The following is a 24,531-nucleotide window of genomic DNA, read 5'->3' on the forward strand; positions in this document are numbered from 1 at the left end:
TCAGGAGAGCTTGGGCAACGCTGCGATGGCTTCATCGTGATTGCGTCCTGCAGATTCTAGAAGGTCAACGATCATCGGGCGCAACAACAGGACTAATCCTTCACCTTGCAAACCTTGGACGCCTAAGCTCTGCGGGTCTAGCTGTGCTGCCGCATTTTCCAGCTGGCGGATAGCTGCCCGTTCGTACTTTCGTTGACCGGCCAGATTCTGTTCGCGAACCGAGTGCGCCAGCGCGTTCACCGCTTCGGATACTTCACGCAAAAGTGGCGCGAGCGATTCGGCACCTTCTGGGGTCAGCGCCCCATTGGTGATGACCGAAGATAACCGGCGGGCAAAAACGCGAAGGTTACGCGCCGTCCAGTCATAGTGGTTAAAGCGTTCGGAAAGCCGATTGAGCTCATGGCGATGCCGGCGTCCGGACGGCGAAATCATCGCCAGTTCCTTCGAAGCACTAAAAGCGCCGGGTAACTTATCCAGGTGACTCTGGGTGGCGCGCGCCTTAATCAGCGCGTGGAATGCCGCACGACGATCATCGTCACGAATGGCCCAGGAACATTCCAAAATTGCCTCAGAAAGTTCCTTAAACAAGTCGCTGAGCGCTGAGACCGGGGTGCGCCGCGGGTCCGAAGGCCAAAGAACAATCACCAGCAACGCCAATAATGATCCGGTTAAAGCGTCAATGGATCTGGCAAAAGGCCCATCAACGCTGATCGGCAATAACACCACAAGGGCTGACTGCATCCCGAGCTGAGTGGAGAAGATGGCCCCGGAATCTAGATAACGAGCCACCACCAAACTCAGCGACATCACCACCGCGGCCTGCCAGATACCTTGGCCAAACCAATGCATCAGCGTATCGCCCAGTGCCACACCCAAGGTGCAGCCCAAAGCGACTTCAGCGGTTTTGCGTATCGTGGTTGAGGCTCCAAAGCCCAAGGAGATCAGTGCGCTGGTGGCGGCAAAAATCGGTTGTGTATGTCCCCAGATGCTCTCCGCGATCCAGAAGGCGCCGATGGCGCCCATGGTCATGCGCAAAATCCTTGGAAGGGAGCTGCGCGCGCGTAACAGCCCAGAGCGGTTGCGCGCAGCGAGGAAGCCAGTTACCCGGGTTGGTAGCGACTTCGCTTTGCTCTGAATTGCCATAGGGTCAGTCTCCCACGCTCAGGGCTTTAACCCGATGAAGTTGCCTGCATATTGCTCTAGTGAGCAGGATCACGACAATACGTAGAAGCTGTTAACCCTTTGTTCACCTTTGCCGGGGGATCTGGTTACCTTGGCTCTTTAACGTCATAGATGAAGCGGGGGAAGATCCGCTGGAAGTTTTCATATTCATCGTATTCAACATGGGGAGTACCAACTCGTGAAGCTTAATCGCCTTGGCAGTGCAGCTGCCGTCCTTTCTGTAGCGGCAATCGCACTGACTGCTTGTGGCTCGGATAATCCGACCGCCACCTCAAGCTCGGGCAGCTCCGCAAGCTCGTCGGGCTCAGGTGCCAGTGGCACCCTGACCGGCATTGGCGCTTCCAGCCAGACCTCGGCTATGGAAGCCTGGAGCGCAGGCTTCAAGGCTGCCAACGCAGGCGCTAACGTACAGTACTCGCCAGATGGCTCGGGCGCTGGCCGTAAGGCATTCTTGGCTGGTGGCGCTCAGTTCGCTGGCTCGGATGCTTACCTGAAGGAAGACGAAGCCGAATCGTCCAAGAAGATTTGTGGCCCAGAAGGCGCTTTCAACATTCCTGCGTACGTCTCGCCAATCGCTGTAGCTTACAACCTTGAGGGTGTTGACGAGCTGAACATGGATGCGCAGACCATCGCCAAGGTGTTCAAGAAGGAAATCACCAAGTGGAATGACCCAGTGATTGCCAAGCAGAACCCAGATGCAACCCTGCCGGACAAGCAAATCACCGTTGTTCACCGCAACGATGAGTCGGGGACCACCGAGAACTTTGTTGAGTACCTCAAGGCTGCCGCTGGCAAGGTCTGGAACTACGAAGTTTCCGGAGAATGGCCAAGCGACATCCAGTCGGAAAACGCTAAGGGCACCTCCGGCGTGGTTTCCACCACCACCTCCACCGACGGCGCAATCACCTACGCTGACTTCTCGGCTGTAGGCAAGCTGTCCACCGTCAACGTCAAGGTGGGCGACGAATACACCAAGATCTCAGCAGACGCTGCCGCTAAGGCGCTGGAGACCGCAACCCCAGTGAAGGGTGCCTCCAAGAACGACTTGGCACTGGATCTGAAGCGCGACACCACCGAAGCCGGTACCTACCCAATCGTCTTGGTTTCGTACCACATCTTCTGCAGCACCTACAAGGATCAGGCAACTGTTGACCTGGTCAAGTCCTTCGGTAAGTACGTAGTTTCCGCTGAGGGCCAGAAGGCTGCTGCGGATTCAGCCGGCAACGCTCCACTGTCGAGCAGCATCGAAGAAAAGGCTGCCAAGGCTATCGACGCAATCACCGTCGCCAAGTAGTAACTCGCCGGAATCCGGCACTCGGTGCGGGTGGTGAACTCGACCACCCGCACCAGCAACACCCCTCCACCCCTGCAGCATTGGCTGCATCACCCCCGTTTTGTAAAGGCTCTAGCCATGACTACCAATGCTTTGACAAGCAAGTCATCGACTTCAGGCCGCCTAGGCGACAAGATCTTCTCCGGTGCAGCCCTGGCCGCCGGTGTACTGATCCTAATCACGCTCTTTGCGGTCGCAGTCTTCTTGCTGATCCAAGCCCTGCCGACGTTCTTTGCCGATCCGGCAGAGGTTTCCGGCGGTCAAGGATTCTTCGCTTATATCTGGCCGATTGTTATCGGTACGGTCATCGCCGCGGCTATCGCCCTGGCGATAGCTACCCCAGTCGGTCTGGGTGTGGCACTGTTTATCTCGCACTTCGCTCCACGCAAGGTTGCTGGCCCGCTGGGCTACCTCATTGACCTGCTGGCAGCAATCCCCTCGGTGATCTACGGTGCTTGGGGCTACATGATCCTGGCACCAGCCTTGGTTCCCGGATTTGAATGGCTGGCCAAGAACCTCGGATTCATCCCGATCTTCGCCGGTCCTGCCTCGCAGACCGGTAAGACCATGCTCACCGCCGGCATTGTGCTGGCCGTGATGGTTCTGCCGATTATCACCTCGCTGACCCGAGAAATCTTCTTGCAGACTCCAAAGTTGCACGAAGAAGCCGCCCTGGCTTTGGGTGCCACCCGCTGGGAAATGATCACCACCGCCGTTCTTCCTTTCGCCCGCCCGGGCATTATCTCGGCGGTCATGCTGGGACTGGGACGAGCCTTGGGCGAGACCATGGCAGTGGCCCTGGTGCTTTCCACAGGCAACCTGATCCCTTCGCTGATCAAGACTGGAAACCAGACCATCGCCGCGGAAATCGCGTTGAACTTCCCTGAGGCCTTCGGCCTGCGACTCTCGGAGCTGATCGCTGCCGGCCTAGTACTGTTCCTGATCACCCTGGTTGTGAACATCTTCGCCCGTGGCATCATCGCCCGCCACAAGGAATTCTCGGGGGCTAACTAATGAGCGCTACAACCACTAACGCACGACATAGCACCGGCAACAGCCCGGTTCCACCGGTACGCAAGCGCAATTCGCTGGCCAAGGGCAAGCTGCCTAAGTGGGCCATCTGGGCCATCGCAGCCGGTTCGATCATCATCGGCGCTGCAGCTTCAACCCTGACCGGTTTTAGCATTGCCGCCTTTGCGATCTACTCCGCCATCATCTTCTTAGTTGCCGCCTCGGTAATCACCACCGTGGTGGAAGGCAAGCGTCGCGGCACCAACGCGATGTGGACCTACCTGATCTACGCCGCATTTATCGTGGCACTGATCCCGCTGGCCTCGGTGCTCTACACGGTGCTGGAAAAGGGTCTGCCGGGCCTGAACGGTCACTTCCTGTTCACCTCGATGAATGGTGTTACCGGTGCAGTAGATAATCAGGGCGTGGAAAACGGCACACCAGTTGTCGGTGGCGCGTACCACGCAGTGATGGGCACCTTGCTGATCACCCTCTGGGCTACCTTGATTTCCGTACCAGTGGGCATGCTCACCGCGGTTTACCTGGTTGAATACGGTCAGGGCAAGACGCTATCCAAGGCGATCACCTTCTTCGTGGACGTAATGACCGGTATCCCTTCGATCGTCGCCGGCTTGTTCGCAGCAGCGTTCTTCGGCATGATCCTTGGCCCAAGCGCCCGAATGGGCATTGTTGCCGCGGTGGCTTTGAGCGTACTGATGATTCCAACAGTGGTTCGCTCCACCGAGGAAATGCTCAAGATTGTCCCGAACGAATTGCGCGAAGCTTCCTTCGCACTGGGTGTGCGCCGCTGGCGCACCATCTTGAAGGTAGTTGTCCCAACCGCGATCTCCGGTATCGCCTCCGGTGTCACCCTGGCAATCGCCCGCGTCATCGGCGAAACCGCACCAATCTTGGTCACCGCCGGCATCGCAAGCAACATCAACATGAACGTGTTTGCTAACTGGATGTCCACGTTGCCGACCTTCATTTACTACCAGATCATGAACCCGACCAGCCCAACCAACGTTGACCCATCGGTCCAGCGTGCCTGGGCAGCAGCCCTGCTGCTGATTCTGATGGTGATGGCACTGAACCTGATCGCCCGCCTGGTCGCTTCGATCTTCGCTCCCAAGAAGGGCCGTTGAGCTTAAGGCTCCGTCTCTGACCCACCCAAAGTTTTAAGGAAATATTATGGCAAAACGCATCGACGTCAACGATCTGAACGTCTACTACTCCAAGTTCCTGGCCGTTGAGGGCGTCTCGATCAACATCGAGCCAAAGTCCGTTACCGCCTTCATCGGCCCATCGGGTTGTGGCAAGTCCACCTTCCTGCGCACGCTGAACCGTATGCACGAAGTCATCCCCGGTGGCCGCGTTGAGGGTCAGGTACTGCTTGACGGAGACGACCTCTACGCACCCGGCGTTGATCCGGTCACCGTGCGCAGCCAGATCGGCATGGTCTTCCAGCGTCCGAACCCATTCCCAACTATGTCCATCAAGGACAATGTGCTCGCCGGCGTAAAGCTGAACGGCAACAAGATCTCCCGCTCGGATGCCGAGGACCTGGTTGAGAAGTCGCTACGTGGCGCCAACCTCTGGAACGAGGTTAAGGACCGTCTGGATAAGCCAGGTTCCGGTCTTTCCGGTGGTCAGCAGCAGCGTCTATGCATCGCCCGCACCATCGCGGTGAAGCCAGATGTGATCTTGATGGATGAGCCATGTTCGGCACTGGACCCGATCTCTACCTTGGCCATTGAGGATTTGATCAACGAGCTCAAGAACGACTTCACCGTAGTGATCGTGACTCACAATATGCAGCAGGCAGCCCGCGTGAGCGACAAGACCGCGTTCTTCAACATCGCAGGCACCGGCAAGCCGGGCAAGCTCATCGAGTTCAACGACACCACCGCCATCTTCTCTAACCCAGAGCAGAAGGCCACCGAAGATTACGTCTCCGGACGCTTCGGATAAAGATTTCGGATGCCGCCACTTTTTAGTAGGCGGTAGACGAACCGGAAGGGGGGTCTTCCGGGGATCCTGGAGGGGATCACCGCCAGCGGCGCACCATCAAGGGTGCGCCGCTGGTTTTTAAAATCTGAGGTAAAGCACCCTTGACTGTAAAGCGTCCTTGTCTGTAAAGTAACGTTTACACAGCGATGAAGGAGAGCGATAAAAATGAACGCAGAACTATCGTCCAAAACCAGATGGGGTCGTTCGCGATTTGGTGGAGGCACAGCCCTGTTGATCGGCATCAGCCTTATCGCAGGTGCGGCCCTAGCTCTTGGAGCTGGTTTGCTCTTTGCCAAGCTGAACGCCCCACAGAACCCAGTTTTTGCCACACTGATTATGGCCGCGGCCTTGTGGCCGATACTGTCCGTCATTTTCTGGGTCTTGTTGGTTGACCGAAATACGGTTCGCGGATCCCTAAGAAATCCCGAGATCTCAATTGAAGGTCAATGGCATGACGAGGCTGTTGTCAAAGTGTTCCAAGACCTGATGATTATTTGCGGTCTCGGCGCAGCGGTATTTTCGTTTATCAACGTGCAGGCATCTGTAAGCCTGGTGCTCACCGGTGTTTTGCTACTCACCGGGGCAGATTTCATCCTGCGCTACTTCTTGATCAAGCGGGCGCAGAGCTAGTGCAGAGCAATCTCAGTGAATACCGCAAGGACCGCGGGATCTCCCAACAGGCGCTAGCCGACCTGCTGGGGGTCTCCAGGCAGACGATCATTTCCCTAGAAAAAGGGCGCTACGACCCGTCCTTGCCGCTGGCGTTTAAACTCGCCGCACAGTTCAACTGCCGTATCGAAGACCTATTTATCCCCGAGGATCTTTAGTGACCGGCAAATAGCGGGCGCACCGCCAGTGTGAAAATCGCGCCACCGAGGACACAAACCACCGGGGTTAATAGCCAGTGCCAGACCACGCGGTACACATTGCGCCAAGCCACCGATTCAAAAGACTGATTCCGGCCAGCGCCGATAATACCGCTGGTCACCGCCTGCGTTGTGGACAGCGGTAGGTGGACCAACAGGGAGCCAACAAAGAGCATGCCAGCAGCCACGCCCTGGGCAATCATGCCGCGCAACGGATCAAAGTGCACCAAGCGCCGGCCCAGGGTATAGGTAATCCTCCAGCCGCCCAGCAGCACGCCGAAGCTCAAGGCGGAAGCCGCCGTGAGCTGAATGGCCACGGTCAGTGGCCCAGGATTCATCATCTGGCCGGTGATGAGCACCAGACTCAACAGGGCGCCGGTGCGCTGGCCGTCCTGCAGTCCAAGACCCAGAGCCACCGCCCCCGCCGCAACCGCCTGTCCCGCTTTGGACCCTTCGTTGACGGAGCGCGATGTGTTGTGGCGCAAGAACCAGGTTGCCGGGAAAACTAAGAGGTAGGACAGGACATAGGCGATGATTGAGGCCAGCACCATCGGGATGATCACCGAGGACAGCAACAAGCCCCACACATTGCGAGTGGACTCATCGCCCATGATCGCCGAGGCACCACTGCCACCGGCTAAAGCGGAGAGTAATGCGTGCGTGGAACTAATCGGCAAACCGCGCCACCAACAATAAATGCCCCAGATGCCGGCGACGATCAGCCCGCTGATCAGCAGTTTTAACCCATCAACTCCCGAGGGCACGTTGATGTTCAGTTCCTGCACCAGGGTCACACTCAACCCCGAAGTTGCCATGGTGCCAATGAAGGCGAACACCGCCGCTAAAGACACCGCAATGGCCGGGCGCAACGCCCTGGTGCGCACCGAAGCTGCCACCGCGGTGGAGGCGTCACGCATGCCGTTGAGCACGGCGTAGGCCAGCGTCAGGACGACCGCCACAGCGGTGAGGACCGTAATGAGGGTCATGGGTTTTAGGATTCCTTGACCAGCACTCGACCGAGGTGGTCGGCGAACTGGCGCAGAGTGTTGACAGTGAGCATCAGCTGGTCGGCGACCTGCTGATGGCGGTGAATGGTGCCAGCCTTAGCAAAATTAGCGATCTCATCGCCCCACACAAGGTGGGTGCGTGCGGCACGTTTGGAGAACTGAAGCATCTGCATCCAGTGATCTTCCAAATCATCGAGGTTGTTCAGTCGTTGCACCGCATCGGAGGCCAACTCAGCAAGCTGGCCAATCAACTCCAACTGCTCCGAGGAACGCTCGGAGAGCGGGGTGGAACCCACGGTCATAATCAGTTCGCCGGTACCACGCAGGTGCTCCATGGTCTCGTGCAAGAAGCGCGAGAGTGCGTACATGTCCTCGCGTGGCAGCGGGCTGATGTAGCTCGTTCTTAAGTGGGTGAGCACAGCGTGCACCAAGTCCGAGGCCTCGGCTTCAGCATTTGCAAGGTTGCGCAATTGTTCCGTGCGCGTGCTAGGACTGCCGATCATTTCGGCCACACTAGCCACGGACCCCCGAATGGTGGTGGTCAGAGCACAAAGCAACTCAATGCCACGCGAGGCGGAGGGAAAGACCTGGAACTTCACTTTTTGGGCGCACCATTCAAATCGACAGCTTTTGGTACCAACGCAGAACAGTTTACGACGTGGAAGTTAACGCCGGGGGATTGAAGGTGTCGGACCGGGAACGCCTCTCGGCGGAAGGCCGCTCGAAGCGGCAGAATTTTGGAGCCCGGGGTTACCAGCGGCCCGACACCGTTACCTAGTTTTCTCGCCTTACGCCCCTGATGTCAACCGTAATAACCTGTGCGTGTAATTTCTCACGCTAACGACGCAGATTCTTTTCCGCACCGCTCAGGCATAACAGCGCGCAACAGAACCAGATGGCGCCTGCCGGACCGAGGCCAGCGGCCACAGAACTTGAAATAACCGGTAAAGCTACTTGTCCGAGCCGGTTTCCCATAAGCCGCACGGCCAGTGCAGACCCACGATCCACCGTGGGCACCAAGGTAGAAATCATGGTCATGGTCATCGGCTGACCCAGACCTAGGAAGAAGCCTCCAATGAGCAGCGCCAACCCAGAAACCCAGAGCACGTCGATGAACGTCGGAGCCAACGCGATGGAAACGCCGGAAATGTACAGGCTGGCGACCAACATTTGGCGTCGGTCAAAGTGCGCGGAGAGTTTCGGAATGAACAATCGTGACACCACTGAAGCGCAACCACGAATGGCCAAAAGCACACCAACTGCTGCCGGTGTGACGTCATGTTTCTCCGCAACCAGCGGTAGGAAGGCAGTCAAAATGTCCAACATAGACAGCAAGGTCAACGACGCAAACATATGCGAGATCATGCCCTTGATTTTCAGGATCGAACCGATGGACGCTGTGGAGCGTTCCGGGCGCGCAGAGGTGACCGACTTGGAGGTTCGAGGCTGCCAATTGGGAAGCAAGAACGGCACCGCAAGTAGCGCGCATCCCGCGCCGATCCACAATGACTGGCTAATATCGGCTATTCGCTGCGCCGAGTGGGCATCCGTGCCGGTGCCCAGCAGCAGGCCGCCAACTAGCGGGCCCAAAAATTGCCCGGCCGCGTACGCAGCAGTGAACCAGCCGAAGCCTTTATCCAAATCACTGTCCGGGAAAAAGCGGGCGATGGATGACTGCCCACCGATGGTGAACATCAAATGCCCCAAGCCCAACACTGCGCTGGACAGGGCCACGCTGAGCGCATTAGGCGACAGGTTAATGCCCACACCGCCCACGGCAATCAGTGCCACACCGGCCACCATGAGTAACCGGATGCGTCGGATTCGAGAGCTAACCCGGCCCAAAAGCATTGCCGTGAATAGCGGCAGAATTGCGTAAGCGGCCGTCACCGCACCAACGGTAAATGAGCCAGAGCCAAAGGAGATGAGTTTATAGGTGGTCACCGGGCGAATGAGGTTTAAAGCTGCCTGGGACAGCAGTCCGGTGGCAATCAGTATCACCAGCCAACGCATGATCCCCGAAGAGTTCGCTTTTGATCCAGCGACCACACGTACCTGCCTAAAATTACGGGACTAGTTCCTCATCCATCCTAGAACTCTGTACTGGCTTTTTAATCCAATGCGTCTTGGCGCCACAGTCGGGCGCAGATTTCCAGATCGGCTGCGGTCCTGCTCAGCGCACGAGCCTGCTGTGTCAGCTTGCTGCCGCGATCACTATTGGACAGGTCAGCGGCATCAGCGTGTTCTGTCATTCCCAGCACAAGGACTCGGCAATAGGCCGCGGTACGCTCCAAGGCGTGGGCGAAATCTCCGTCAAATGCGCCGGATAGAATCGAGCCAGTCATGTTCTTCAGCTCTTCCGCGGTAGGAGGTTCGGCAACGCCGGCGACAATCCGTTCAACTTGGGCCCTATGCGCTCCTGCTTGGAAACGCGCCGAATGCACTTCTGGTTTACTCATGGTTGCCGCGCGAACTGCGTACAGACGCCATAGTGCGCCGGGCAGTGAATGAGCTGGTGCCTCACTCCACAGTTCTGCGAGCACCTCAAGACCCTCATTTTCGGCCACCGCAATCAGCCGGTTAGAAACCTCTGGGTCATTGTTGGCGATGCCACGGCGGACAAATGCTTGGGCTGAAAGATGAGCGGCTTCTGAAACGCGCGCCGGGTCGGCACCACCTTCGTAGGGCTCAAATTCTTCGGGGGAGAAGGGGCGTGGTTTGTGATGACGGTATCCGGCATCCTGAGCTACTTTTGATCCTGCGCGTGCACCTTTCATGGGCTCAAGAATACTCCCCGAACCTTGAGGGTTCGTTAACTGGTGTTGCAGCGCACAAGGTGCGGGATTTAGCCAAATATGCGGTTGTCCGACGCGCTAATACGGCCGATTAATACTCACGCGGTTACATCAGGTAGTATGGTTTTTGGCCTTGTGCCGTGCGCCTTTAGCTCAGCTGGTAGAGCACTGGACTTTTAATCCATTGGTCGCGGGTTCGATCCCCGCAGGGCGCACAACCAGAAGATCCCCTTCACCGATTCGGTGAAGGGGATCTTCGATTTTCGGCTCATTTTTTGCTTAGAGGACGCTTTGGGCGTACTCCCAAAGTTTCTCGGCGTGCTCAGGGTCAAGTGCGTGCGCAGCTACGCCGGCACCAGTGTCACTTGTCGCGATGGCTGCTTCCTGATTGTCTTCGAAGTAACGTCCGGTGACGCCCGCTAGGATCGGTGACGCCGCAAACAGAACATTCGTTGCCGCCCCTTGTTCCATTGTTTTGTAATGCGGCTGATCGATGCGGTTGCCTTCAGCGTCTGCCCCGCCCATTTTTTGCAATGTTTCCAAGTCGATGTGCCGCTGCAGATTGGTATTGATCCAGCCAGGCATGAGCGCGTTTGCGACGATACCGTCCTTCGCCCAGCGGTTCGCGATGCCAACTGCCAGCAGTACGCCTGCCGTTTTGGATTGGCCGTAGGCAACCCATGGATCGTAAGGTGTCTGCTCGAATTGGGGATCTTGATAGTTTAAGGGGTTGTTCCGATGTGCACCTGAGCTGACGATGGTTACTCGCGCATCGCCTGCGGCACGCAGTGCGTCATCTAACCAAGTGGTCAATGTGAAGTGGCCTAGATAGTTGGTAGCTAGTTGTAGCTCCCAGCCGCCGGGCGCGCGTCGCAACTCAGGGATGGCCATGATTCCGGCGTTGGCTACCAATGAGTGCAGAGGTCCGTCCCAGGAATCAGTAAATTCGCGTACCGAGCCAAGATCTGCAAGGTCAAGCCGGGCCGCGTTAATCGTCCCGGGCCAGTTTTTGTCTTTTGCCTCTTGAATGATTGGTTGCAGTGCGGCTGGATTGCGGACGGCAGCGGTAACTTCGGCACCAGCCTTGGCAAGGGCGCGCACCGTTTGTGCTCCGATGCCGGAGGCTCCGCCAGTGACAATCATGCGTTTGCCATTAAGTGCGACCCCGTCCAGAATGTGATCTGCCGTTGCGCGAGGGGGAACTCGGTGGTGATTAGATTGGTCATTTGTGCTACTTTTGTGAACTTCTTCCACAATAGGCCCGCGAGAGATAGACTATCTATCGTTATGAGTCCAGAAAAACCTATAAATCATCCAGATTTGATCGATCCACTTGAGGACGTCCTCGCATTACTCAAGGCCCGTGGTGAGCGTACTTCGACCTTCACCGGCCGTGGGGCATGGGCGGTGCGATTTCCGGCTCCGGGCGGAGCCAAGTTCAATTCGGTTTTAGAAGGTTCCTGCACACTGGATACCGAAGGTTTGGCTCAGCCGCTGACCTTAAATACAGGTGATTCTTTCCTGCTTACCCGACCGCAAGAATTTGTCCTCTCCACTTCCGGTCAGGTTCCCGAACAGCAAGCTTCCTCGCTATTCCGGGCCACGGCCGGTCGTAGCGCAGAGGTTGGTGCCAGCGAGCAACCGGTGAGCGCAGTGCTAATCGGCGGGAGCTTCAGGTTTGACCGCAACGCGCATGAGCTGTTGCTGGATTCGCTTCCGCCGGTCATTCATTTACCGGCGCACGCTCCGGGTGCTGCGATGTCACAGTACTTATTGGGGAGGATTGGTCACGAATCATCTGACCAGCGTATTGGCGCCGGTGTTGTAGGCGCACACCTAGCAGTTGTCCTGTTGATCGATATCATTCGTCATTATCTGGCTCAGGATCCGCAAGGCACTGGCTGGCTCAATGGGCTCTCTGATCCAGTTGCGTCCGACGCATTGCGTTCCATACACAGCAACCCGTCAGCGCGTTGGACTGTTCAGCTTCTTGCTGATAAAGCGCATGTTTCCCGATCCACCTTGGCGGCCAGATTTAAAGCGGTTGTAGGGGTCGGTCCGCTTGAATATCTCACACGTTGGCGCGTTGAGATTGGAGCCCACCGTCTGACCTCTACAGATGAAACCATTGCCACTATCGCTGAAGAAGTTGGTTATGGTTCGGAAGCTGCCTTCGCCCTTGCTTTTAAGCGGGAGTTGGGCAGTCCTCCGGGAACTTACCGGCGAACCGCATTGCAAGGTTCAGAGCGTTTTTGATGATCGACCAAGGCGTAATAGCCGTGGCCAAATCCGCTACGGCAACAAATAAAAGATGGTGGGCATGCACCCATTCGGCGATGCCCTGCCTTCAGCAACCGATATCTGGACGCGGACCTTCCAAATATTCGAGTGACGACAGAGAAATGCCGAGTATTCTCAGAAAATCATGGAGCTGAAGAAGACAGCTTCTATGAATCGTTGGTTGAGGACAAGTCCTAGACGTAAGGCTCCAAGAACTTGATGATCCGTTCCATGACCAGCGCCCTGGCCGCAGGATCATGCGAAGGCAAGGAGCTGTCGGTAAACAGATGTTGGTTTCCCGGGTAGGTGAACAACTGCGCCACGTCTTTACCTTCACCTTCGGCGAAGTTTTGTGCCGATTCCAAGTCGCCTTCCATGGCGAAGAATGGATCTTCATCCATACCGTGGATCTGTACTGGAACATTTTCCGGCCATGGCCCGAAGCTCCAGTCGGCGTCCAGGTCTACGAAGGACTCAAGCAACACAGCTGCGACGGTTCCCGGGCGCTGTTGTGCGCACTGTTGGGCCAAGGCTGCACCCCACGAAGTGCCGATGTACACCAGCTCGTCGGGTAGCTTGCTGAAGAGCTTGTCCACGCGTTCTTGGATCTTGTCTTCGCTGAGCTTATTGGCCAGACGAATTCCGGACTCAAGGTCCTTGGGGAGTTTTCCTGCAAACAGATCCAGAGTATGAACCGTGTGCCCGGCCGCACGCAGTTCGCCCGCCATCGCTTGGACGCCGGGGGTTAGTCCTTGGACGTGGTGGAACAAAACAATGGTTGCCATGACAGTACTCCTAGAAGTCTCTAGCGTTCGTCGACGAGGTTATTAATACGTTGAGGTAAGTGCTCCAAAGCGAGATCCCAGCCAGGCATTTGGCTGTTGATTTCTACGCTGTAGCCTTCAACCAGCATGAATTCTGCACAGGTAAGGGCTTCTTGCCCTGATCCGGTTTCGTAAATGAACGCACGTTTGATATCAGTCCAGAGCAAGGTGGCGGACTGGTCGATGACCAGTCCGGTGTTTACTACTTCAACGGTGCGCTGGGGATATGACATGTTCCACTTGCTTTCGAGATCCGCGGCGGTGTGCTTTGCTCAAGTCTAAACCGGAAGCACACCGCCAGTTGGGGATCAAACCGGGTCGGGGTAGGACTTGCTCAGGTTTCCTTGTGCCGAGAGTTCAAGAAAATAGTCCAGCTTCAGCTGTGCCAGGAACTGCTGATCGTGGCTGACTACCAACAACGCTCCACGGTAGGTCTGCAAAGCTTCGGCTAGCTGTCGCACACTGTCGATATCCAGATTATTTGTCGGCTCGTCGAGTATGAGCATTTGCGCAGTGGGCTCAGCCAGTAAGAGCGTGGCTAGATAAACGCGGAAGCGCTCACCGCCTGAAAGTGTGCCCAGTGCCCGATCTGCGCTGGCACCACGCAACAGCAATCGGGCGAGCATATTGCGAATCTGCCCGCTATTTGCCGACGGCGCTACGGCAGCCACGTTGTCCATGGCGCTGAGCTGGTCATCAAGACCCACCAGCCGCTGCGGTAGATAGCCGACGCGCTCTAGGTGCAGCGTCCCGCTCAGTTGCTCTTCGGGCTTTGTGCCTGAAACTAATTGCCGCAACAAGGTGCTTTTGCCTGACCCGTTAGGCCCGATCAGCCCGACTCGTTCAGGACCCTGAATGATGTGCTGAGTTAGACCAGAAAGCACCGTAGCTACCTGCTTACCTGCGGGCAACTGTGGATCAGGCAGTTCAAGGTTAATATGTTCAACCTCTCTCACTTTTTGATCCGCGTCATCAACCTTTCCCTGAGCGCTCTCGACCTTTCCCTCCAGATTTGAGCGCATCTTTCCAGCATTCGCTTCGGACTTCTGACGCAGGCTATTGGCCAGAATCTTCGGTAATCCGCCGCCGAGTTGTTCGGCACGGCCTTTGCGTTTGGCGCGCGCCAGCTTGGTCTCAGCCTGCACGCGCTGACGCTTTTCCACCTTCAGGTGATTTTGAGCAGTTTTTGCCGCTTGCTGTGCGGCGAGCTGTTCAGTATCCAGCTGCTGAAGGTAAACGCTGTAGGGCCCGCCAAATACGCGCAGTTCCCCGGCGTACAGTTCCACGGTGTGCTCAATTAGCTCTAACAACGCCAGATCGTGGCTGACCACAATCAACGATCCTTTCCAAGAACGCACCAGATCATAGAGCAGCTCACGGGTGGGCGCATCAAGATTATTGGTTGGTTCATCAAGCAGAGTGGTCTCGTTTCCGGCAAGCTGTAGGCCCAGCACGGCCAGCAACATGGCTTCGCCACCGGAGAGTGAACCTACCTCACGTTCCAAACTCAGGTGCCCAAGGCCAAGTCGGTCCAACTCAGCTTCAATACGCGCTTCTACATCCCAGTTATCGCCCACCGCATCAAAGTCGGCCGGATCGACACTGCCAGCCTCAATGGCTCGCAGCGCAACAAGCGACTTGTCAACGCGAAGTAGCTGCGCCACAGTTGCGTTCTTTTCCGAGGTGATCGTTTGTGGCAGGTAGCCGATCTGGGCGTTAGCTTCAATTGATCCGCTGGTAGGCTTCAGCAGCCCGGCCATGAGCTTAAGCAGTGTCGATTTTCCGCTGCCATTTCTGCCGGTGAGTCCGACTCGTCCGGCCGGGAAGGTTCCTTCCAAGTTAGTTAAAGCGCGCTCGCCGGTAGGCCATTGGAAGCTGAGATTGTGCAGGGTTACTGGTGGAGTCAAAGACATATATTCCTCCCACAGATGGTGAAGAGGCTGCCGACTGGCGGAATCAAGAACTGGCTCAACCTATAGGGAGCTAGAAAGAAAGGGACACCGTAGCCGGTAGCCAAAATGAACGGGTCGCCCCGAATATGAGGGGCGCAAGATCATTGGCTAGCTTAGTAGGTATCCATGAAAACGAGTGTAACAGCAGATTGTTGTCTCGTCGTTAACGAACTTTCGGCCCGCATCCAGCAAAGGATGCGAGCCGAAAAGTAAGACTGTGAAGGGTTACTTCCAGGCGCGGTGTACCGCGACGATGCCGCCGGTCAGATTGCGGTATTCCACATTCTTCCAGTCAACGTTGATGAACTTGGCGCCCAGATCCTCCTGGTTTGGCCAAGCCGCGATGGACTCTGCCAGGTACGCGTAAGCGGTTGGGTTAGGCGAAACAATGTAGCCCAGCGCAGGGATCACGCGTGGCAAAAATTGCTGGTAGGCCACCTTGATTGGGGTAACCGTTGGGGTGGAGAACTCAGCGACGACGATGCGTCCGCCTGGCTTGGTCACGCGACGCAGCTCCGAGAGTGCCTTCTCGGTGTCGTCGATATTGCGCAGACCGTAGGAGATGGTCACCGCATCAAAGGTGTCATCTTCAAATGGAAGTTCGTGTGCGTCGCCGTAGACGAAGTCCAGCTGTGGGTAACGCTTGCGTCCTTCTTCGAGCATGCCGTTGGACATGTCGCAGGCGGTGACATTGGCGCCCGCTGCTGCCAACGGGACCGAAGAGGTGCCGGTGCCAGCTGCTAGGTCGAGGATGCGCTCGCCGGGCTTTGGGGCAATAGCCTCGGTGGTGATCTTGCGCCAGTAGTTCACAATGCCACCGGTCATCAAGGTATTGAGCAAGTCGTAGCGTGGAGCCAGCTTGTCGAACATGTCCTGAACCTGATCGGCCTTCTTATCCAGGCCCGCGCGCGCGTTGTGAGAACTCATGAAGCTAAGTCTTTCATATTTGCGCGCGAGCGAAGACAGGATGTGGGGCGAATCGCCATCTAGAGAATTGATTCGAGCCGGGCGTAGCTGGCTTCCATTCCCTCTGTCATTCCGGTGGCGAGCACCATGTCGCGGGTTTGCGCGTCGGGATAGGTAATGAGCGCGGTGAGCAGGGTTCCGCCGTCATTTGGTGTCAGTGTCAGCTCGTTCACCGTGGCTGGGTAGTCCGTGTCGATCATCTGCTCGGTGGTCTGTTCATAGGACTGCGGCAAGGATTCCAGCACGGCGCCGGTGAACCCGAACCCGGAACCCGCATCAGCAGAAATCGGCTCCCACCAGTATCGGTAGGTCTCGCCTGTTTCCTGCGCCGTTGCACATTCAGTCATCTGCCATCCGTCGGGGCCGAGCATCCAGCGCTTTATGAGCTGCTCGTCATGGTGAGCCCGCCAAACTTGCGCGACTGACCCGCGAATCAGGCGGGTGATGCGTACCTGGGTATCAGAGAGAATCTGTGCATCGGTACTGAAATTTTCGGCGTAGTCACGCAGGTCGATGAGGACCTGTTCGATCTGGCTCATCGCCGAACGGGTGCCATCGATCATGCCCATGGCCACCACCTGTTCTAGTTCCTCGACGGAGTCAAAAACCGCGGTAATGCTCAGTTTTGATCCTTCGGGTGTCGGGTCGAAAGTGAAGACCATGCGGCTGAGTGGCAAATCGGTATTCGGAGTCCCGTCTGCATGCGCAAAGCCGTCACTAACTTCGAAGAACTTGTGCTCGACGATTTCGTTCCAGATCCAATAACCGTGAAATTCTTCTCCCTCGGGCGTGGTCATGTGGTAATTCGAACGACCGCCAACAATGGCATCATGTCGGGTGAAAGTTGCCGGGCATTCAACCGGACCCCAGAACTTTTCAAGCTGCCGGGCATCAAGGTAGGCATCCCAAAGGCGGGATACCTTGACCGGAAATTCTGCATGGACGGTCAGCGAGAGTGTTTCCGGGTCTTTGACAACGGATGTGACGGGCATGGGAATGCTCCTTATTTGTCCCCATCGGCGAGCAAATCATCGAGCCTGCTGATGCGCTGACGCCAGATGCCTTCGAGGGAAGAAAGTAGTTCTTGTGCGTGCCGGATGGTGTCCGGCTGGCCTCGAACGATGCGTTCGCGGCCACGCGCGATTTTGATGACCAGACCAGCGGCTTCCAATCCGGCGACGTGTTTCTGAACGGCCGCAAACGACATGTCGTAGCTTGCGGCAAGTTCAGAAACGCTGACCTCGACGTGAAGGGTCCGCCGCACGATATCTCTTCGTGTGGCGTCTGCCAAGGCGCGGAAGACCTTGTTTGTCTGTTCTTCGCTCAACTCATATACAACCATTTGGTTGTATATTACTCTCGCGCTGAGGGCAGAGTAAAGAAATGGGTAAAAATAAAGGAAAAATAGTGTACTTGTCGACTATAAATTGGGCTCATTGTAGGTGACTTGTCGAACCGAATGCCCTGGTGGGGCTTGATATCTCTTCTCAAGCTTCCGCTATTGACCTAGTCTGGTTGGAACTGCAAAGAACCAACTTTTTAATGGGGTGAAGGGGGAGCATGGGCACGTCTGCTATCGACTGGTCCAACGCAACTCGCCGCGCACAAAAAGCCCGCGAGCTACTCTCCACACAAGAAGCGGCTCTAGGTGAGCTTCCATTGCGCACAGATGTTCGCGAATCCTGGAAACGGTCACTGGCCCAAACGGGTTCGCTCCAAGGCCCACCGGTTTTGAGCGACGACCGGCTGCGCCTTGCCCGTGAACGCAGTGAACTCCAGCGGATCTGGCCTGTTTTTGAAAAGCTCCTTGTTCCTGCCGCGACCGACGCCAATCTTTTGGTCGCGCTGGCGGATGCCGGAGGAACGTTGTTGTGGGTGGCGGGTAGTAACAGCTCCATGAGCCAAGCCGAGCACGTAGGTTTTATGGCCGGTGCCGACTGGGCCGAAAAGTCGGTCGGCACCTCCGCGCCTGGCATGGCGTTGGCCACCGGGGAAGGATCTCAAGTTTCCGGTGCGGAGCATCTTTACGAGCAAGCCCAGCAATACAGCTGTTCGGCGGTTCCCATTCGCAACCCGCGCACCGGACAGGTGATAGGCGCGATTGATCTGACCGGTGGGCCGGATGCGATCGCCATGCACTCTATACCGCTATTGCAGGCCGCCGTGATGGCTGCAGAAACTCAGCTGCTACTTCCTGGCGCAGGTGTGGTGGCTGACCCGGATTACCTTGATTTGGGTCAACCCGATGGTGCTCACCTTGGATCGCACCCAATTTCTTTGAGGCATGCCGAGATCTTGACTCTTTTGGCTCAACATCGTGATGGACTCTCCAGCGCACAGCTGGTTGACGAGCTATTCGAAAGGCCGGATTCCGCAGCCGAAGGCACCGTCCGCGCGGAAATGGTGCGACTGCGCAAAGTCTTGGCTGGATTCCCGGGGCGTTCCCTGACTTCACGCCCGTACCGTTTGCAGTGGGAACTGCAAACTACCCTCGGACGACTGCGTCGAGCGCTAGAAAGTGGCGATATCGAATCCGCGCTGCAGCTCTACTCGCCGGGCATGCTTGAGCGCTCGCAAGCTCCTGGCATTCTGGTCTTGCGCTACCGTGCTGAGGCCGCGCTGCGTGAATTGGTAATGGACCGCGGTACCGCGCAACAGCTACTGAACCTCGGCCGCCAGCTCACCGATTCAAACCTTTTGCGCGCGGCCCTGCGTGAACTTCCGGCCACCTCTCCGGCCCGTTCGCTGATCGTTGCCGAGATCCAAGAACTCGAAGCCTAAAAACGACCCGTACCACCCGGCATTACGAATTCGGTGTGTTCCGGTTAGTCGCCGAGTCCGTCATGAATATCGAACTCGAAGCTCAGTTCGTGGCCATTTTTTCTAAGGTATTCGAGAGCTCGCTCTATGGATGTGAGTTTATTTCGAATCTCCCTTAGCCCCGGGGCATTTGTATCCGAGAATTCGTCCAACCGTTCGTATTCCCTGCGAACCTGAATTTCGGTTTCAGTTAGTATCTGCCACACGGCAGGGTCTAAAGGCAGATGGCGGATTTCACGGAGGATTTCCTTGGCCAACATTCGTTCGACTACGGACTCTAGATCTGCAGCAGACGTGGTCGAGCTAGCGAGGCCGAAGGCGAGTCCTCCACCGCCTACACCCGCCAGCGATCCGGCTGTAATAAGTCCCCCAACCATTCCGCCCGGCCCAAAACTGGCCAATGCGCTGGTGCGAAGTGCGGCTCCTGCAAGCCCTGGTGCCGCCGCTAGAATGAGTCCACCAGTCGCGGCTACAAGCGCGGCGGTACCTAGGCCTACCGCACTCCACCGTTTCCAGTTCACCATTTTCTGTCCAGCCAATATTTCGTGGGCACGCTTGGCGGCGTCGAAAACGTCGGCGCCGAATGAGGACGTCAGCCCGAGTTCCGCCGATAGGTTTGCAAGTGCGATTTGCTTGGGGCCAAGGGGCACGGTGATTTCAAACGGACGAATGATGTTTTCCGAGACAAGAGCTAAGAAGGGGTCGATGGCCAAATCGATTGGAACGTGGGTGCCAGGACGCGGCAAGGGGAGTTCCGCCGTTGGGTCTGCTAGGTCCAAAGCGAGACGCGCTATCGAGCTTGCAGAGGTTCGTCCTTGTTCAGCGTTCCAGCGTTGGATGCCATCGATTAAATTAGCCTGAACCTGCCTTAGCGCGCCAAGGTATCGGTTCTTTAGATCGCCATCCAATTCCATGCTAATCAAATGTGCGTAACGAAGGGCCATGATCGCGAGCGCTTCAGTTTCGGTGGGTTGTACCTCGACGTCGCTGTGGCGACTAACGAGTTCTTTGGATCTTGAACCGTAGAGGGCGTAGCCAATAGCCTCTGAAACCACGGGGCTGCTGAGGTATTCTACGGCGCTGTGAGCCTTTTTAGGGTCCGGGTGATTTGAAACAACTTTGAAGTCAGTCATCCAGGGGAACCTCGATGACAAGCCTCGTACCGAAGTAACGAGATCCGTGGGGTTCCAGAAATTGATCCACCAAGACAAGTGAGCAGGAGGCTCACTAAGGTTGTCCCACACCTTGTCAACGTTGAAGGAACTGTGTCCGAGTGGGCTGCCGATAGTTATGAATCCAACAACCTCGATGTCCTCTGGAAGACGTAGTAAGAGATCCGCTGCAATAACGGAACCAAGACTATGTCCTACAAGTACCACCTTTCCTGATGAAGGAATCTTGGACAGGATCCGATGGAGCACTTGAGCTCTCATAGCATCGTTCTTTAGATAATTCAGAGCCTGAACCATTAGAGGCACATAATTCAAAGTAAGGCCAACTCCCGTAGCGATGCCCGGGAATCCCTTGCCGCGATCTTGTCTCCCCAATTTGAATTCAATAGCAGCCATGCGGCTTTCAAATTCTCTGCGGATTTGCGGAGCGTCTGTTCGGTTTGGACGTTTGTGAACTCTTGGTGGAAGTTTTTCCGTTTCGTCAACACCTCTAAGGGCATGGGCGAACTTAGGGACAATGAGGTCCACATTTTCCAGCGCAGGATAGGAAAGCTCAGATAGCGACTGGGATAACCGATCCTTCCATTTGTCGGTTGGATCTCCATCGCCGACACCGTGCAAGAACAACAAGATCGGTTTGGTAGTCATTTGAAGCCTTCCGAGCGCTGTGAGCGGAGTCCTGTGATGGTATTCAAGGAGTATTTTAGCTACATTTTGAAGTTTTCAAAATTAGGAGTTCATCGGGTGGAAAAAGCGCGCTTTGATTGAAAGTGAGTTTTGAAAAATTACTTACGGTTAATTATTGGTTAACTATTCGGGTTATATCCTGCCCTGAGGCTGCGGTAATTTGTTTGGTGGTCTCTTGGCCGCCAGCTCACCGATTCAAACCTTTTGCGCGCGGCCCTGCGTGAACTTCCGGCCACCTCTCCGGCCCGTTCGCTGATCGTTGCCGAGATCCAAGAACTCGAAGTCTAAAACTGTCGGTGCGTTGCAACCTACCTGCAACGTTTATGTGACTAGAGTCACACTCAAGGCACTGCGGGGAAACTCGCGGCATCAGTCACTGACAAAGGAGTCACCATGAGTGTTTATGCAAACCCGAACACCGACGGCGCGCTGGTCAATTTTAAAGAGCGCTACGAAAACTACATTGGTGGGCAGTGGGTCGCCCCAGTTAAGGGCATGTACTTCGAAAATGTCACCCCGGTCACCGGCAAGGTCTTCTGCGAAGTTGCCCGTTCCACCGCCGAAGACATCGAAGTGGCACTGGATGCAGCACATGCCGCAGCTCCGGCCTGGGGCAAAACCAGCCCAGCCGAACGTGCGGTCATCCTGAACAAGATTGCCGACCGCATCGAAGGGAACCTTGAGATGCTGGCCGTGGCCGAAACCTGGGATAACGGCAAGGCTATCCGCGAATGCCTGAATGCCGACCTGCCGCTGGCTGTAGACCACTTCCGCTACTTCGCCGGAGCCATTCGCGCTCAAGAAGGCAGCTTGTCCCAGCTTGATGATGACACCACCGCCTATCACTATCATGAACCGCTAGGCGTGGTTGGGCAGATCATCCCTTGGAACTTCCCCATCCTGATGGCCGTGTGGAAACTGGCCCCAGCCCTCGCTGCCGGCAATGCGATTGTGCTCAAGCCAGCCGAGCAGACCCCGGTCTCCATTTTGGTGATGATGGAACTGATCGGTGACCTACTGCCAGCAGGTGTGCTGAACATCGTTAACGGTTTTGGTGTGGAAGCCGGCAAGCCGCTGGCCAGCAATAAGCGCATCCGCAAGATCGCGTTCACCGGTGAAACCACCACGGGCAGACTGATCATGCAGTACGCCTCCGAGAACCTGATCCCGGTCACCCTTGAGCTGGGCGGCAAGTCCCCAAACATCTTCTTTGAGGACATCGCCGCCAAGGACGACGCGTTCTACGACAAGGCCCAAGAGGGCTTCACCCTCTTTGCCCTGAACCAGGGTGAAGTCTGCACCTGCCCATCACGTGCGCTGATTCAGGAAAGCATCTACGACCGCTTTATGGGCGATGTGGTAGCCCGGACAAAGGCCATCAAGCAGGGCAACCCGCTGGATACCGACGTGATGATGGGTGCCCAAGCCTCCAATGACCAGCTGGAAAAGATCCTGTCCTACATGGACATTGGTAAGGCCGAAGGTGCCAAGGTACTGCTCGGCGGTGGCCGCGCAGACCTGGGTGGGGAGCTCTCCGGTGGCTTCTACGTGCAGCCGACCATCTTTGAAGGCACCAATGACATGCGCATCTTCCAGGAGGAGATCTTCGGGCCGGTGGTCGCGGTGACCAAGTTTAAGGACTACGACGATGCCATTAACATCGCCAACGACACCCTCTACGGCTTGGGTTCCGGTGTTTGGAGCCGTAACGGCAACGTCGCCTACCGTGCCGGCCGCGCTATTCAAGCCGGCCGTGTTTGGGTCAACCAGTATCACGCCTACCCGGCCCACTCGGCCTTCGGCGGTTACAAGTCTTCGGGCATCGGACGTGAGAATCACCTGATGATGCTTGATCACTACCAGCAGACCAAGAACCTGCTGGTCTCCTACTCGGAAGATAAACTCGGCTTCTTCTAAACCGAAAGGTATTCACAAAAACCCAAAGGTGCGGGTCGACTTAAGAAACGTCAGGGACGCGATTGGTTTTATTTTCCCAACGGTGGTTTCTGCCCAGCACTGTCGTTTTTCTTGCAAAGGACAAAGTACATGAGCACGATGAAAGCTGCAGTAGTCAAAGGTTTCGGCGACGAACTAGAAGTCGAAGATGCTACCATTCCCCAGCCCGGCCCCGGGCAGGTGCTGGTCAAACTGATCGCCTCCGGCGTCTGCCACACCGACCTTCACGCTGCCGAGGGGGATTGGCCGGTCAAGCCCAAACTTCCGCTGATCCCCGGGCATGAAGGGGTAGGTACCGTCGAAAAGCTCGGCGAAGGTGTCACCGAAGTTGCCGTGGGTGATCTGATCGGCAACGCGTGGCTAGCCAGTGCTTGCGGGCACTGCCAGTATTGCCGCACCGGCTGGGAAACATTGTGTGAAGAGCAGTCCAATGGTGGGTACTCCATGGATGGTTCCTTCGGGCAGTATATGCTCGTGGATGCACGCTACGCTGCCCACATCCCTGAAGGATCTGATCCGCATGAGATCGCGCCGGTGCTGTGTGCTGGGGTGACGGTGTACAAGGGGCTGAAAATGACCGAGGTTAAGCCAGGTCAATGGGTTGCGATCTCCGGCATCGGTGGTCTGGGGCACATTGCGGTGCAATATGCTGTGGGCATGGGGATGCGTGTGATCGCCATTGACGTGGCCGATGACAAGCTCGCGCTGGCCTCCAAGCACGGTGCGGAAATTACCGTCAACGCCTTCGCGCAGGATCCAGCTGAAGTTATTCAGGAGAAGGTCGGAGGCACCCACGGTGTGCTGGTCACCGCGGTCCACCCTAAAGCCTTTGGCCAGGCGATCGGCATCACTCGTCGTGGTGGAACCATCGTGTTCAACGGCTTGCCCGCTGGTGACTTCCCAGCTCCCATCTTCGACATTGTGCTCAAGGGGCTGACCATCCGCGGCTCGATCGTTGGTACACGCCAAGACATGATTGAGGCACTGGACTTCTACGCTGCAGGCAAGATCAAGCCGACGTTCCACACTCGTCCGCTGGAAGATATTAACGCGGTCTTCGACGAAATGCGTCATGCAAAGATCGATGGACGCGTGGTCATCGACTACACCGGAACAAAATAATTTACGTGTAACCTCGGGCTTGCCCGCCGCAACATTGTGGCGGGCAAGCCCGAGGTTTTTACTTCAGCAACACCGTGGACTGCATGGATGAAATGGAGGACACTGGCAACAACAACTTCACGCAGGAGTGAACCATGAGATCCGTAACTGAAACCAAGGCAACCATCGCCGGGGAAGGCTTCTCCCGAGTAGCCTTCGCGTCCGAGGCCCTAGACCTGTTGCGCAAACTCTGGGGCATCCATGGTCCGCTGATGTTCCATCAGTCCGGCGGGTGCTGCGATGGTTCCTCGCCCATGTGCTACCCGGCCGGGGAATTCCGCACCGGTGACTCGGATATTTTGCTCGGATTACTTCCCCTCGATGATGCCAACGGGCAAGCCTTGGGAGAGATCGAATTCTGGATGTCCAAAGAGCAGTTTGAATACTGGAAGCACACCAAACTGACCGTTGATGTGGTCACGGGTCGTGGCTCCGGCTTCTCTGTTGAAGCCCCAGAAGGCAAACGTTTTTTGATCCGCAGTCAGCTCATCGAATTTCCAACCAGTTAG

General features: G+C 56.5%; 24 protein-coding genes and 1 tRNA gene. 12 read left to right on the plus strand and 13 right to left on the minus strand.

Translation table 11 applies throughout. The features are described 5' to 3' along the window. Positions 1-1,143: an FUSC family protein gene (locus AC1Z3F_RS14485; protein WP_131090738.1), complete on the minus strand. Its 1,143-nt coding sequence runs from the start codon at positions 1,141-1,143 to the stop codon at positions 1-3. Positions 1,144-1,360: 217 nt separating this feature from the next. Here AC1Z3F_RS14485 and pstS point away from each other — a divergent pair, with 217 nt between their 5' ends. The 6 genes from pstS to AC1Z3F_RS14515 all read left to right on the plus strand — a co-directional run bounded on the left by pstS (position 1,361) and on the right by AC1Z3F_RS14515 (position 6,363). Beyond that, positions 1,361-2,476, plus strand: coding sequence for a phosphate ABC transporter substrate-binding protein PstS (gene pstS / locus AC1Z3F_RS14490; RefSeq protein ID WP_131090737.1), 1,116 nt, complete (start codon positions 1,361-1,363; stop codon positions 2,474-2,476). Between the two features lie 117 nt (positions 2,477-2,593). Further along, positions 2,594-3,529 (plus strand): phosphate ABC transporter permease subunit PstC, encoded by a 936-nt coding sequence (pstC, locus tag AC1Z3F_RS14495; RefSeq protein ID WP_131090736.1) that lies wholly within the window; start codon positions 2,594-2,596, stop codon positions 3,527-3,529. After that, positions 3,529-4,671, plus strand: a complete 1,143-nt coding sequence (gene pstA / locus AC1Z3F_RS14500; protein ID WP_131090735.1) for a phosphate ABC transporter permease PstA — start codon at positions 3,529-3,531, stop codon at positions 4,669-4,671. The genes pstC and pstA overlap by 1 nt, the downstream gene beginning before the upstream one ends. A 46-nt stretch (positions 4,672-4,717) precedes the next feature. Next, on the plus strand, positions 4,718-5,497 hold the full coding sequence (gene pstB, locus AC1Z3F_RS14505) for a phosphate ABC transporter ATP-binding protein PstB (protein ID WP_262198759.1): 780 nt from the start codon (positions 4,718-4,720) through the stop codon (positions 5,495-5,497). A 204-nt stretch (positions 5,498-5,701) separates the two neighbouring features. Continuing rightward, a complete protein-coding gene (locus tag AC1Z3F_RS14510; RefSeq protein WP_131090733.1) occupies positions 5,702-6,166 on the plus strand; it encodes a hypothetical protein in 465 nt (154 codons plus the stop codon). Beyond that, on the plus strand, positions 6,166-6,363 hold the full coding sequence (locus tag AC1Z3F_RS14515; protein ID WP_131090732.1) for a helix-turn-helix transcriptional regulator: 198 nt from the start codon (positions 6,166-6,168) through the stop codon (positions 6,361-6,363). The genes AC1Z3F_RS14510 and AC1Z3F_RS14515 overlap by 1 nt, the downstream gene beginning before the upstream one ends. Here AC1Z3F_RS14515 and AC1Z3F_RS14520 read toward each other — a convergent pair. The 4 genes from AC1Z3F_RS14520 to AC1Z3F_RS14535 form a co-directional block, all read right to left on the minus strand. Then, positions 6,360-7,388, minus strand: a complete 1,029-nt coding sequence (locus AC1Z3F_RS14520; RefSeq protein ID WP_444612472.1) for an inorganic phosphate transporter — start codon at positions 7,386-7,388, stop codon at positions 6,360-6,362. The two genes, AC1Z3F_RS14515 and AC1Z3F_RS14520, sit on opposite strands and share 4 nt — an antisense overlap. Positions 7,389-7,393: 5 nt before the next feature. Then, a complete protein-coding gene (locus AC1Z3F_RS14525) occupies positions 7,394-7,912 on the minus strand; it encodes a hypothetical protein (RefSeq protein WP_242632632.1) in 519 nt (172 codons plus the stop codon). A gap of 334 nt (positions 7,913-8,246) precedes the next feature. Beyond that, positions 8,247-9,458 carry an MFS transporter gene (locus tag AC1Z3F_RS14530; protein WP_242632631.1) on the minus strand — a complete coding sequence of 404 codons (1,212 nt, stop codon included), beginning with the start codon at positions 9,456-9,458 and terminating at the stop codon, positions 8,247-8,249. Positions 9,459-9,520: 62 nt separating this feature from the next. Next, positions 9,521-10,186, minus strand: a complete 666-nt coding sequence (locus AC1Z3F_RS14535; protein WP_131090729.1) for a hypothetical protein — start codon at positions 10,184-10,186, stop codon at positions 9,521-9,523. Between the two features lie 160 nt (positions 10,187-10,346). Between AC1Z3F_RS14535 and AC1Z3F_RS14540 the strand changes: the two genes are divergently transcribed. Beyond that, positions 10,347-10,419 (plus strand) — tRNA-Lys (locus AC1Z3F_RS14540). A gap of 64 nt (positions 10,420-10,483) precedes the next feature. Here AC1Z3F_RS14540 and AC1Z3F_RS14545 read toward each other — a convergent pair. Next, complete coding sequence (locus tag AC1Z3F_RS14545) at positions 10,484-11,347, minus strand: SDR family NAD(P)-dependent oxidoreductase (RefSeq protein WP_483566149.1); 864 nt, start codon at positions 11,345-11,347, stop codon at positions 10,484-10,486. A gap of 144 nt (positions 11,348-11,491) precedes the next feature. Between AC1Z3F_RS14545 and AC1Z3F_RS14550 the strand changes: the two genes are divergently transcribed. Further along, positions 11,492-12,460 carry an AraC family transcriptional regulator gene (locus tag AC1Z3F_RS14550; RefSeq protein WP_131090728.1) on the plus strand — a complete coding sequence of 323 codons (969 nt, stop codon included), beginning with the start codon at positions 11,492-11,494 and terminating at the stop codon, positions 12,458-12,460. A 218-nt stretch (positions 12,461-12,678) separates the two neighbouring features. Here AC1Z3F_RS14550 and AC1Z3F_RS14555 read toward each other — a convergent pair whose 3' ends face one another. The 6 genes from AC1Z3F_RS14555 to AC1Z3F_RS14580 form a co-directional block, all read right to left on the minus strand. Next, complete coding sequence (locus tag AC1Z3F_RS14555; protein WP_483566150.1) at positions 12,679-13,269, minus strand: dienelactone hydrolase family protein; 591 nt, start codon at positions 13,267-13,269, stop codon at positions 12,679-12,681. A 20-nt stretch (positions 13,270-13,289) separates the two neighbouring features. Then, positions 13,290-13,541: a hypothetical protein gene (locus AC1Z3F_RS14560; RefSeq protein ID WP_131090726.1), complete on the minus strand. Its 252-nt coding sequence runs from the start codon at positions 13,539-13,541 to the stop codon at positions 13,290-13,292. A gap of 75 nt (positions 13,542-13,616) precedes the next feature. Then, positions 13,617-15,221: an ABC-F family ATP-binding cassette domain-containing protein gene (locus tag AC1Z3F_RS14565; protein WP_483566151.1), complete on the minus strand. Its 1,605-nt coding sequence runs from the start codon at positions 15,219-15,221 to the stop codon at positions 13,617-13,619. A gap of 264 nt (positions 15,222-15,485) precedes the next feature. Then, positions 15,486-16,187, minus strand: a complete 702-nt coding sequence (locus AC1Z3F_RS14570; RefSeq protein ID WP_131090724.1) for a class I SAM-dependent methyltransferase — start codon at positions 16,185-16,187, stop codon at positions 15,486-15,488. A gap of 59 nt (positions 16,188-16,246) precedes the next feature. Next, entirely contained in the window at positions 16,247-17,218 is a 972-nt protein-coding gene (locus AC1Z3F_RS14575) for an SRPBCC family protein (RefSeq protein WP_131090723.1), read from the minus strand. An 11-nt stretch (positions 17,219-17,229) separates the two neighbouring features. Continuing rightward, positions 17,230-17,568 carry an ArsR/SmtB family transcription factor gene (locus tag AC1Z3F_RS14580; protein WP_483566152.1) on the minus strand — a complete coding sequence of 113 codons (339 nt, stop codon included), beginning with the start codon at positions 17,566-17,568 and terminating at the stop codon, positions 17,230-17,232. 218 nt (positions 17,569-17,786) lie between these two features. Between AC1Z3F_RS14580 and AC1Z3F_RS14585 the strand changes: the two genes are divergently transcribed. Further along, the gene (locus AC1Z3F_RS14585; protein WP_483566153.1) at positions 17,787-19,007 is read left to right on the plus strand and encodes a GAF domain-containing protein; all 1,221 of its coding nucleotides are present in this window, start codon (positions 17,787-17,789) and stop codon (positions 19,005-19,007) included. A gap of 44 nt (positions 19,008-19,051) precedes the next feature. Here the strand turns inward: AC1Z3F_RS14585 and AC1Z3F_RS14590 are convergent, their stop codons facing one another. Then, entirely contained in the window at positions 19,052-20,746 is a 1,695-nt protein-coding gene (locus tag AC1Z3F_RS14590; RefSeq protein ID WP_483566154.1) for an alpha/beta hydrolase family protein, read from the minus strand. 552 nt (positions 20,747-21,298) lie between these two features. Between AC1Z3F_RS14590 and adh the strand changes: the two genes are divergently transcribed. The 3 genes from adh to AC1Z3F_RS14605 all read left to right on the plus strand — a co-directional run bounded on the left by adh (position 21,299) and on the right by AC1Z3F_RS14605 (position 24,531). After that, positions 21,299-22,822, plus strand: a complete 1,524-nt coding sequence (gene adh, locus AC1Z3F_RS14595) for an aldehyde dehydrogenase (RefSeq protein WP_131090720.1) — start codon at positions 21,299-21,301, stop codon at positions 22,820-22,822. A gap of 129 nt (positions 22,823-22,951) precedes the next feature. Then, complete coding sequence (gene adhP / locus AC1Z3F_RS14600) at positions 22,952-23,983, plus strand: alcohol dehydrogenase AdhP (RefSeq protein ID WP_483566155.1); 1,032 nt, start codon at positions 22,952-22,954, stop codon at positions 23,981-23,983. A gap of 134 nt (positions 23,984-24,117) precedes the next feature. Continuing rightward, entirely contained in the window at positions 24,118-24,531 is a 414-nt protein-coding gene (locus AC1Z3F_RS14605) for a DUF779 domain-containing protein (RefSeq protein ID WP_131090718.1), read from the plus strand.

It is taken from the genome of Glutamicibacter sp. MOO4 (assembly GCF_056934395.1).

Coding starts and splice junctions, on each gene's coding strand:
- AC1Z3F_RS14485 (WP_131090738.1), bottom strand. CDS start 1,143: ATGGCAATTCAGAGCAAAGCGAAGTCGCTACCAACCCGGGTAACTGGC.
- pstC (WP_131090736.1), top strand. CDS start 2,594: ATGACTACCAATGCTTTGACAAGCAAGTCATCGACTTCAGGCCGCCTA.
- pstA (WP_131090735.1), top strand. CDS start 3,529: ATGAGCGCTACAACCACTAACGCACGACATAGCACCGGCAACAGCCCG.
- pstB (WP_262198759.1), top strand. CDS start 4,718: ATGGCAAAACGCATCGACGTCAACGATCTGAACGTCTACTACTCCAAG.
- AC1Z3F_RS14510 (WP_131090733.1), top strand. CDS start 5,702: ATGAACGCAGAACTATCGTCCAAAACCAGATGGGGTCGTTCGCGATTT.
- AC1Z3F_RS14520 (WP_444612472.1), bottom strand. CDS start 7,388: ATGACCCTCATTACGGTCCTCACCGCTGTGGCGGTCGTCCTGACGCTG.
- AC1Z3F_RS14525 (WP_242632632.1), bottom strand. CDS start 7,912: ATGATCGGCAGTCCTAGCACGCGCACGGAACAATTGCGCAACCTTGCA.
- AC1Z3F_RS14535 (WP_131090729.1), bottom strand. CDS start 10,186: ATGAAAGGTGCACGCGCAGGATCAAAAGTAGCTCAGGATGCCGGATAC.
- AC1Z3F_RS14545 (WP_483566149.1), bottom strand. CDS start 11,347: ATGATTGTCACTGGCGGAGCCTCCGGCATCGGAGCACAAACGGTGCGC.
- AC1Z3F_RS14550 (WP_131090728.1), top strand. CDS start 11,492: ATGAGTCCAGAAAAACCTATAAATCATCCAGATTTGATCGATCCACTT.
- AC1Z3F_RS14555 (WP_483566150.1), bottom strand. CDS start 13,269: ATGGCAACCATTGTTTTGTTCCACCACGTCCAAGGACTAACCCCCGGC.
- AC1Z3F_RS14560 (WP_131090726.1), bottom strand. CDS start 13,541: ATGTCATATCCCCAGCGCACCGTTGAAGTAGTAAACACCGGACTGGTC.
- AC1Z3F_RS14565 (WP_483566151.1), bottom strand. CDS start 15,221: ATGTCTTTGACTCCACCAGTAACCCTGCACAATCTCAGCTTCCAATGG.
- AC1Z3F_RS14570 (WP_131090724.1), bottom strand. CDS start 16,187: ATGAGTTCTCACAACGCGCGCGCGGGCCTGGATAAGAAGGCCGATCAG.
- AC1Z3F_RS14575 (WP_131090723.1), bottom strand. CDS start 17,218: ATGCCCGTCACATCCGTTGTCAAAGACCCGGAAACACTCTCGCTGACC.
- AC1Z3F_RS14580 (WP_483566152.1), bottom strand. CDS start 17,568: ATGGTTGTATATGAGTTGAGCGAAGAACAGACAAACAAGGTCTTCCGC.
- AC1Z3F_RS14585 (WP_483566153.1), top strand. CDS start 17,787: ATGGGCACGTCTGCTATCGACTGGTCCAACGCAACTCGCCGCGCACAA.
- adh (WP_131090720.1), top strand. CDS start 21,299: ATGAGTGTTTATGCAAACCCGAACACCGACGGCGCGCTGGTCAATTTT.
- adhP (WP_483566155.1), top strand. CDS start 22,952: ATGAGCACGATGAAAGCTGCAGTAGTCAAAGGTTTCGGCGACGAACTA.
- AC1Z3F_RS14605 (WP_131090718.1), top strand. CDS start 24,118: ATGAGATCCGTAACTGAAACCAAGGCAACCATCGCCGGGGAAGGCTTC.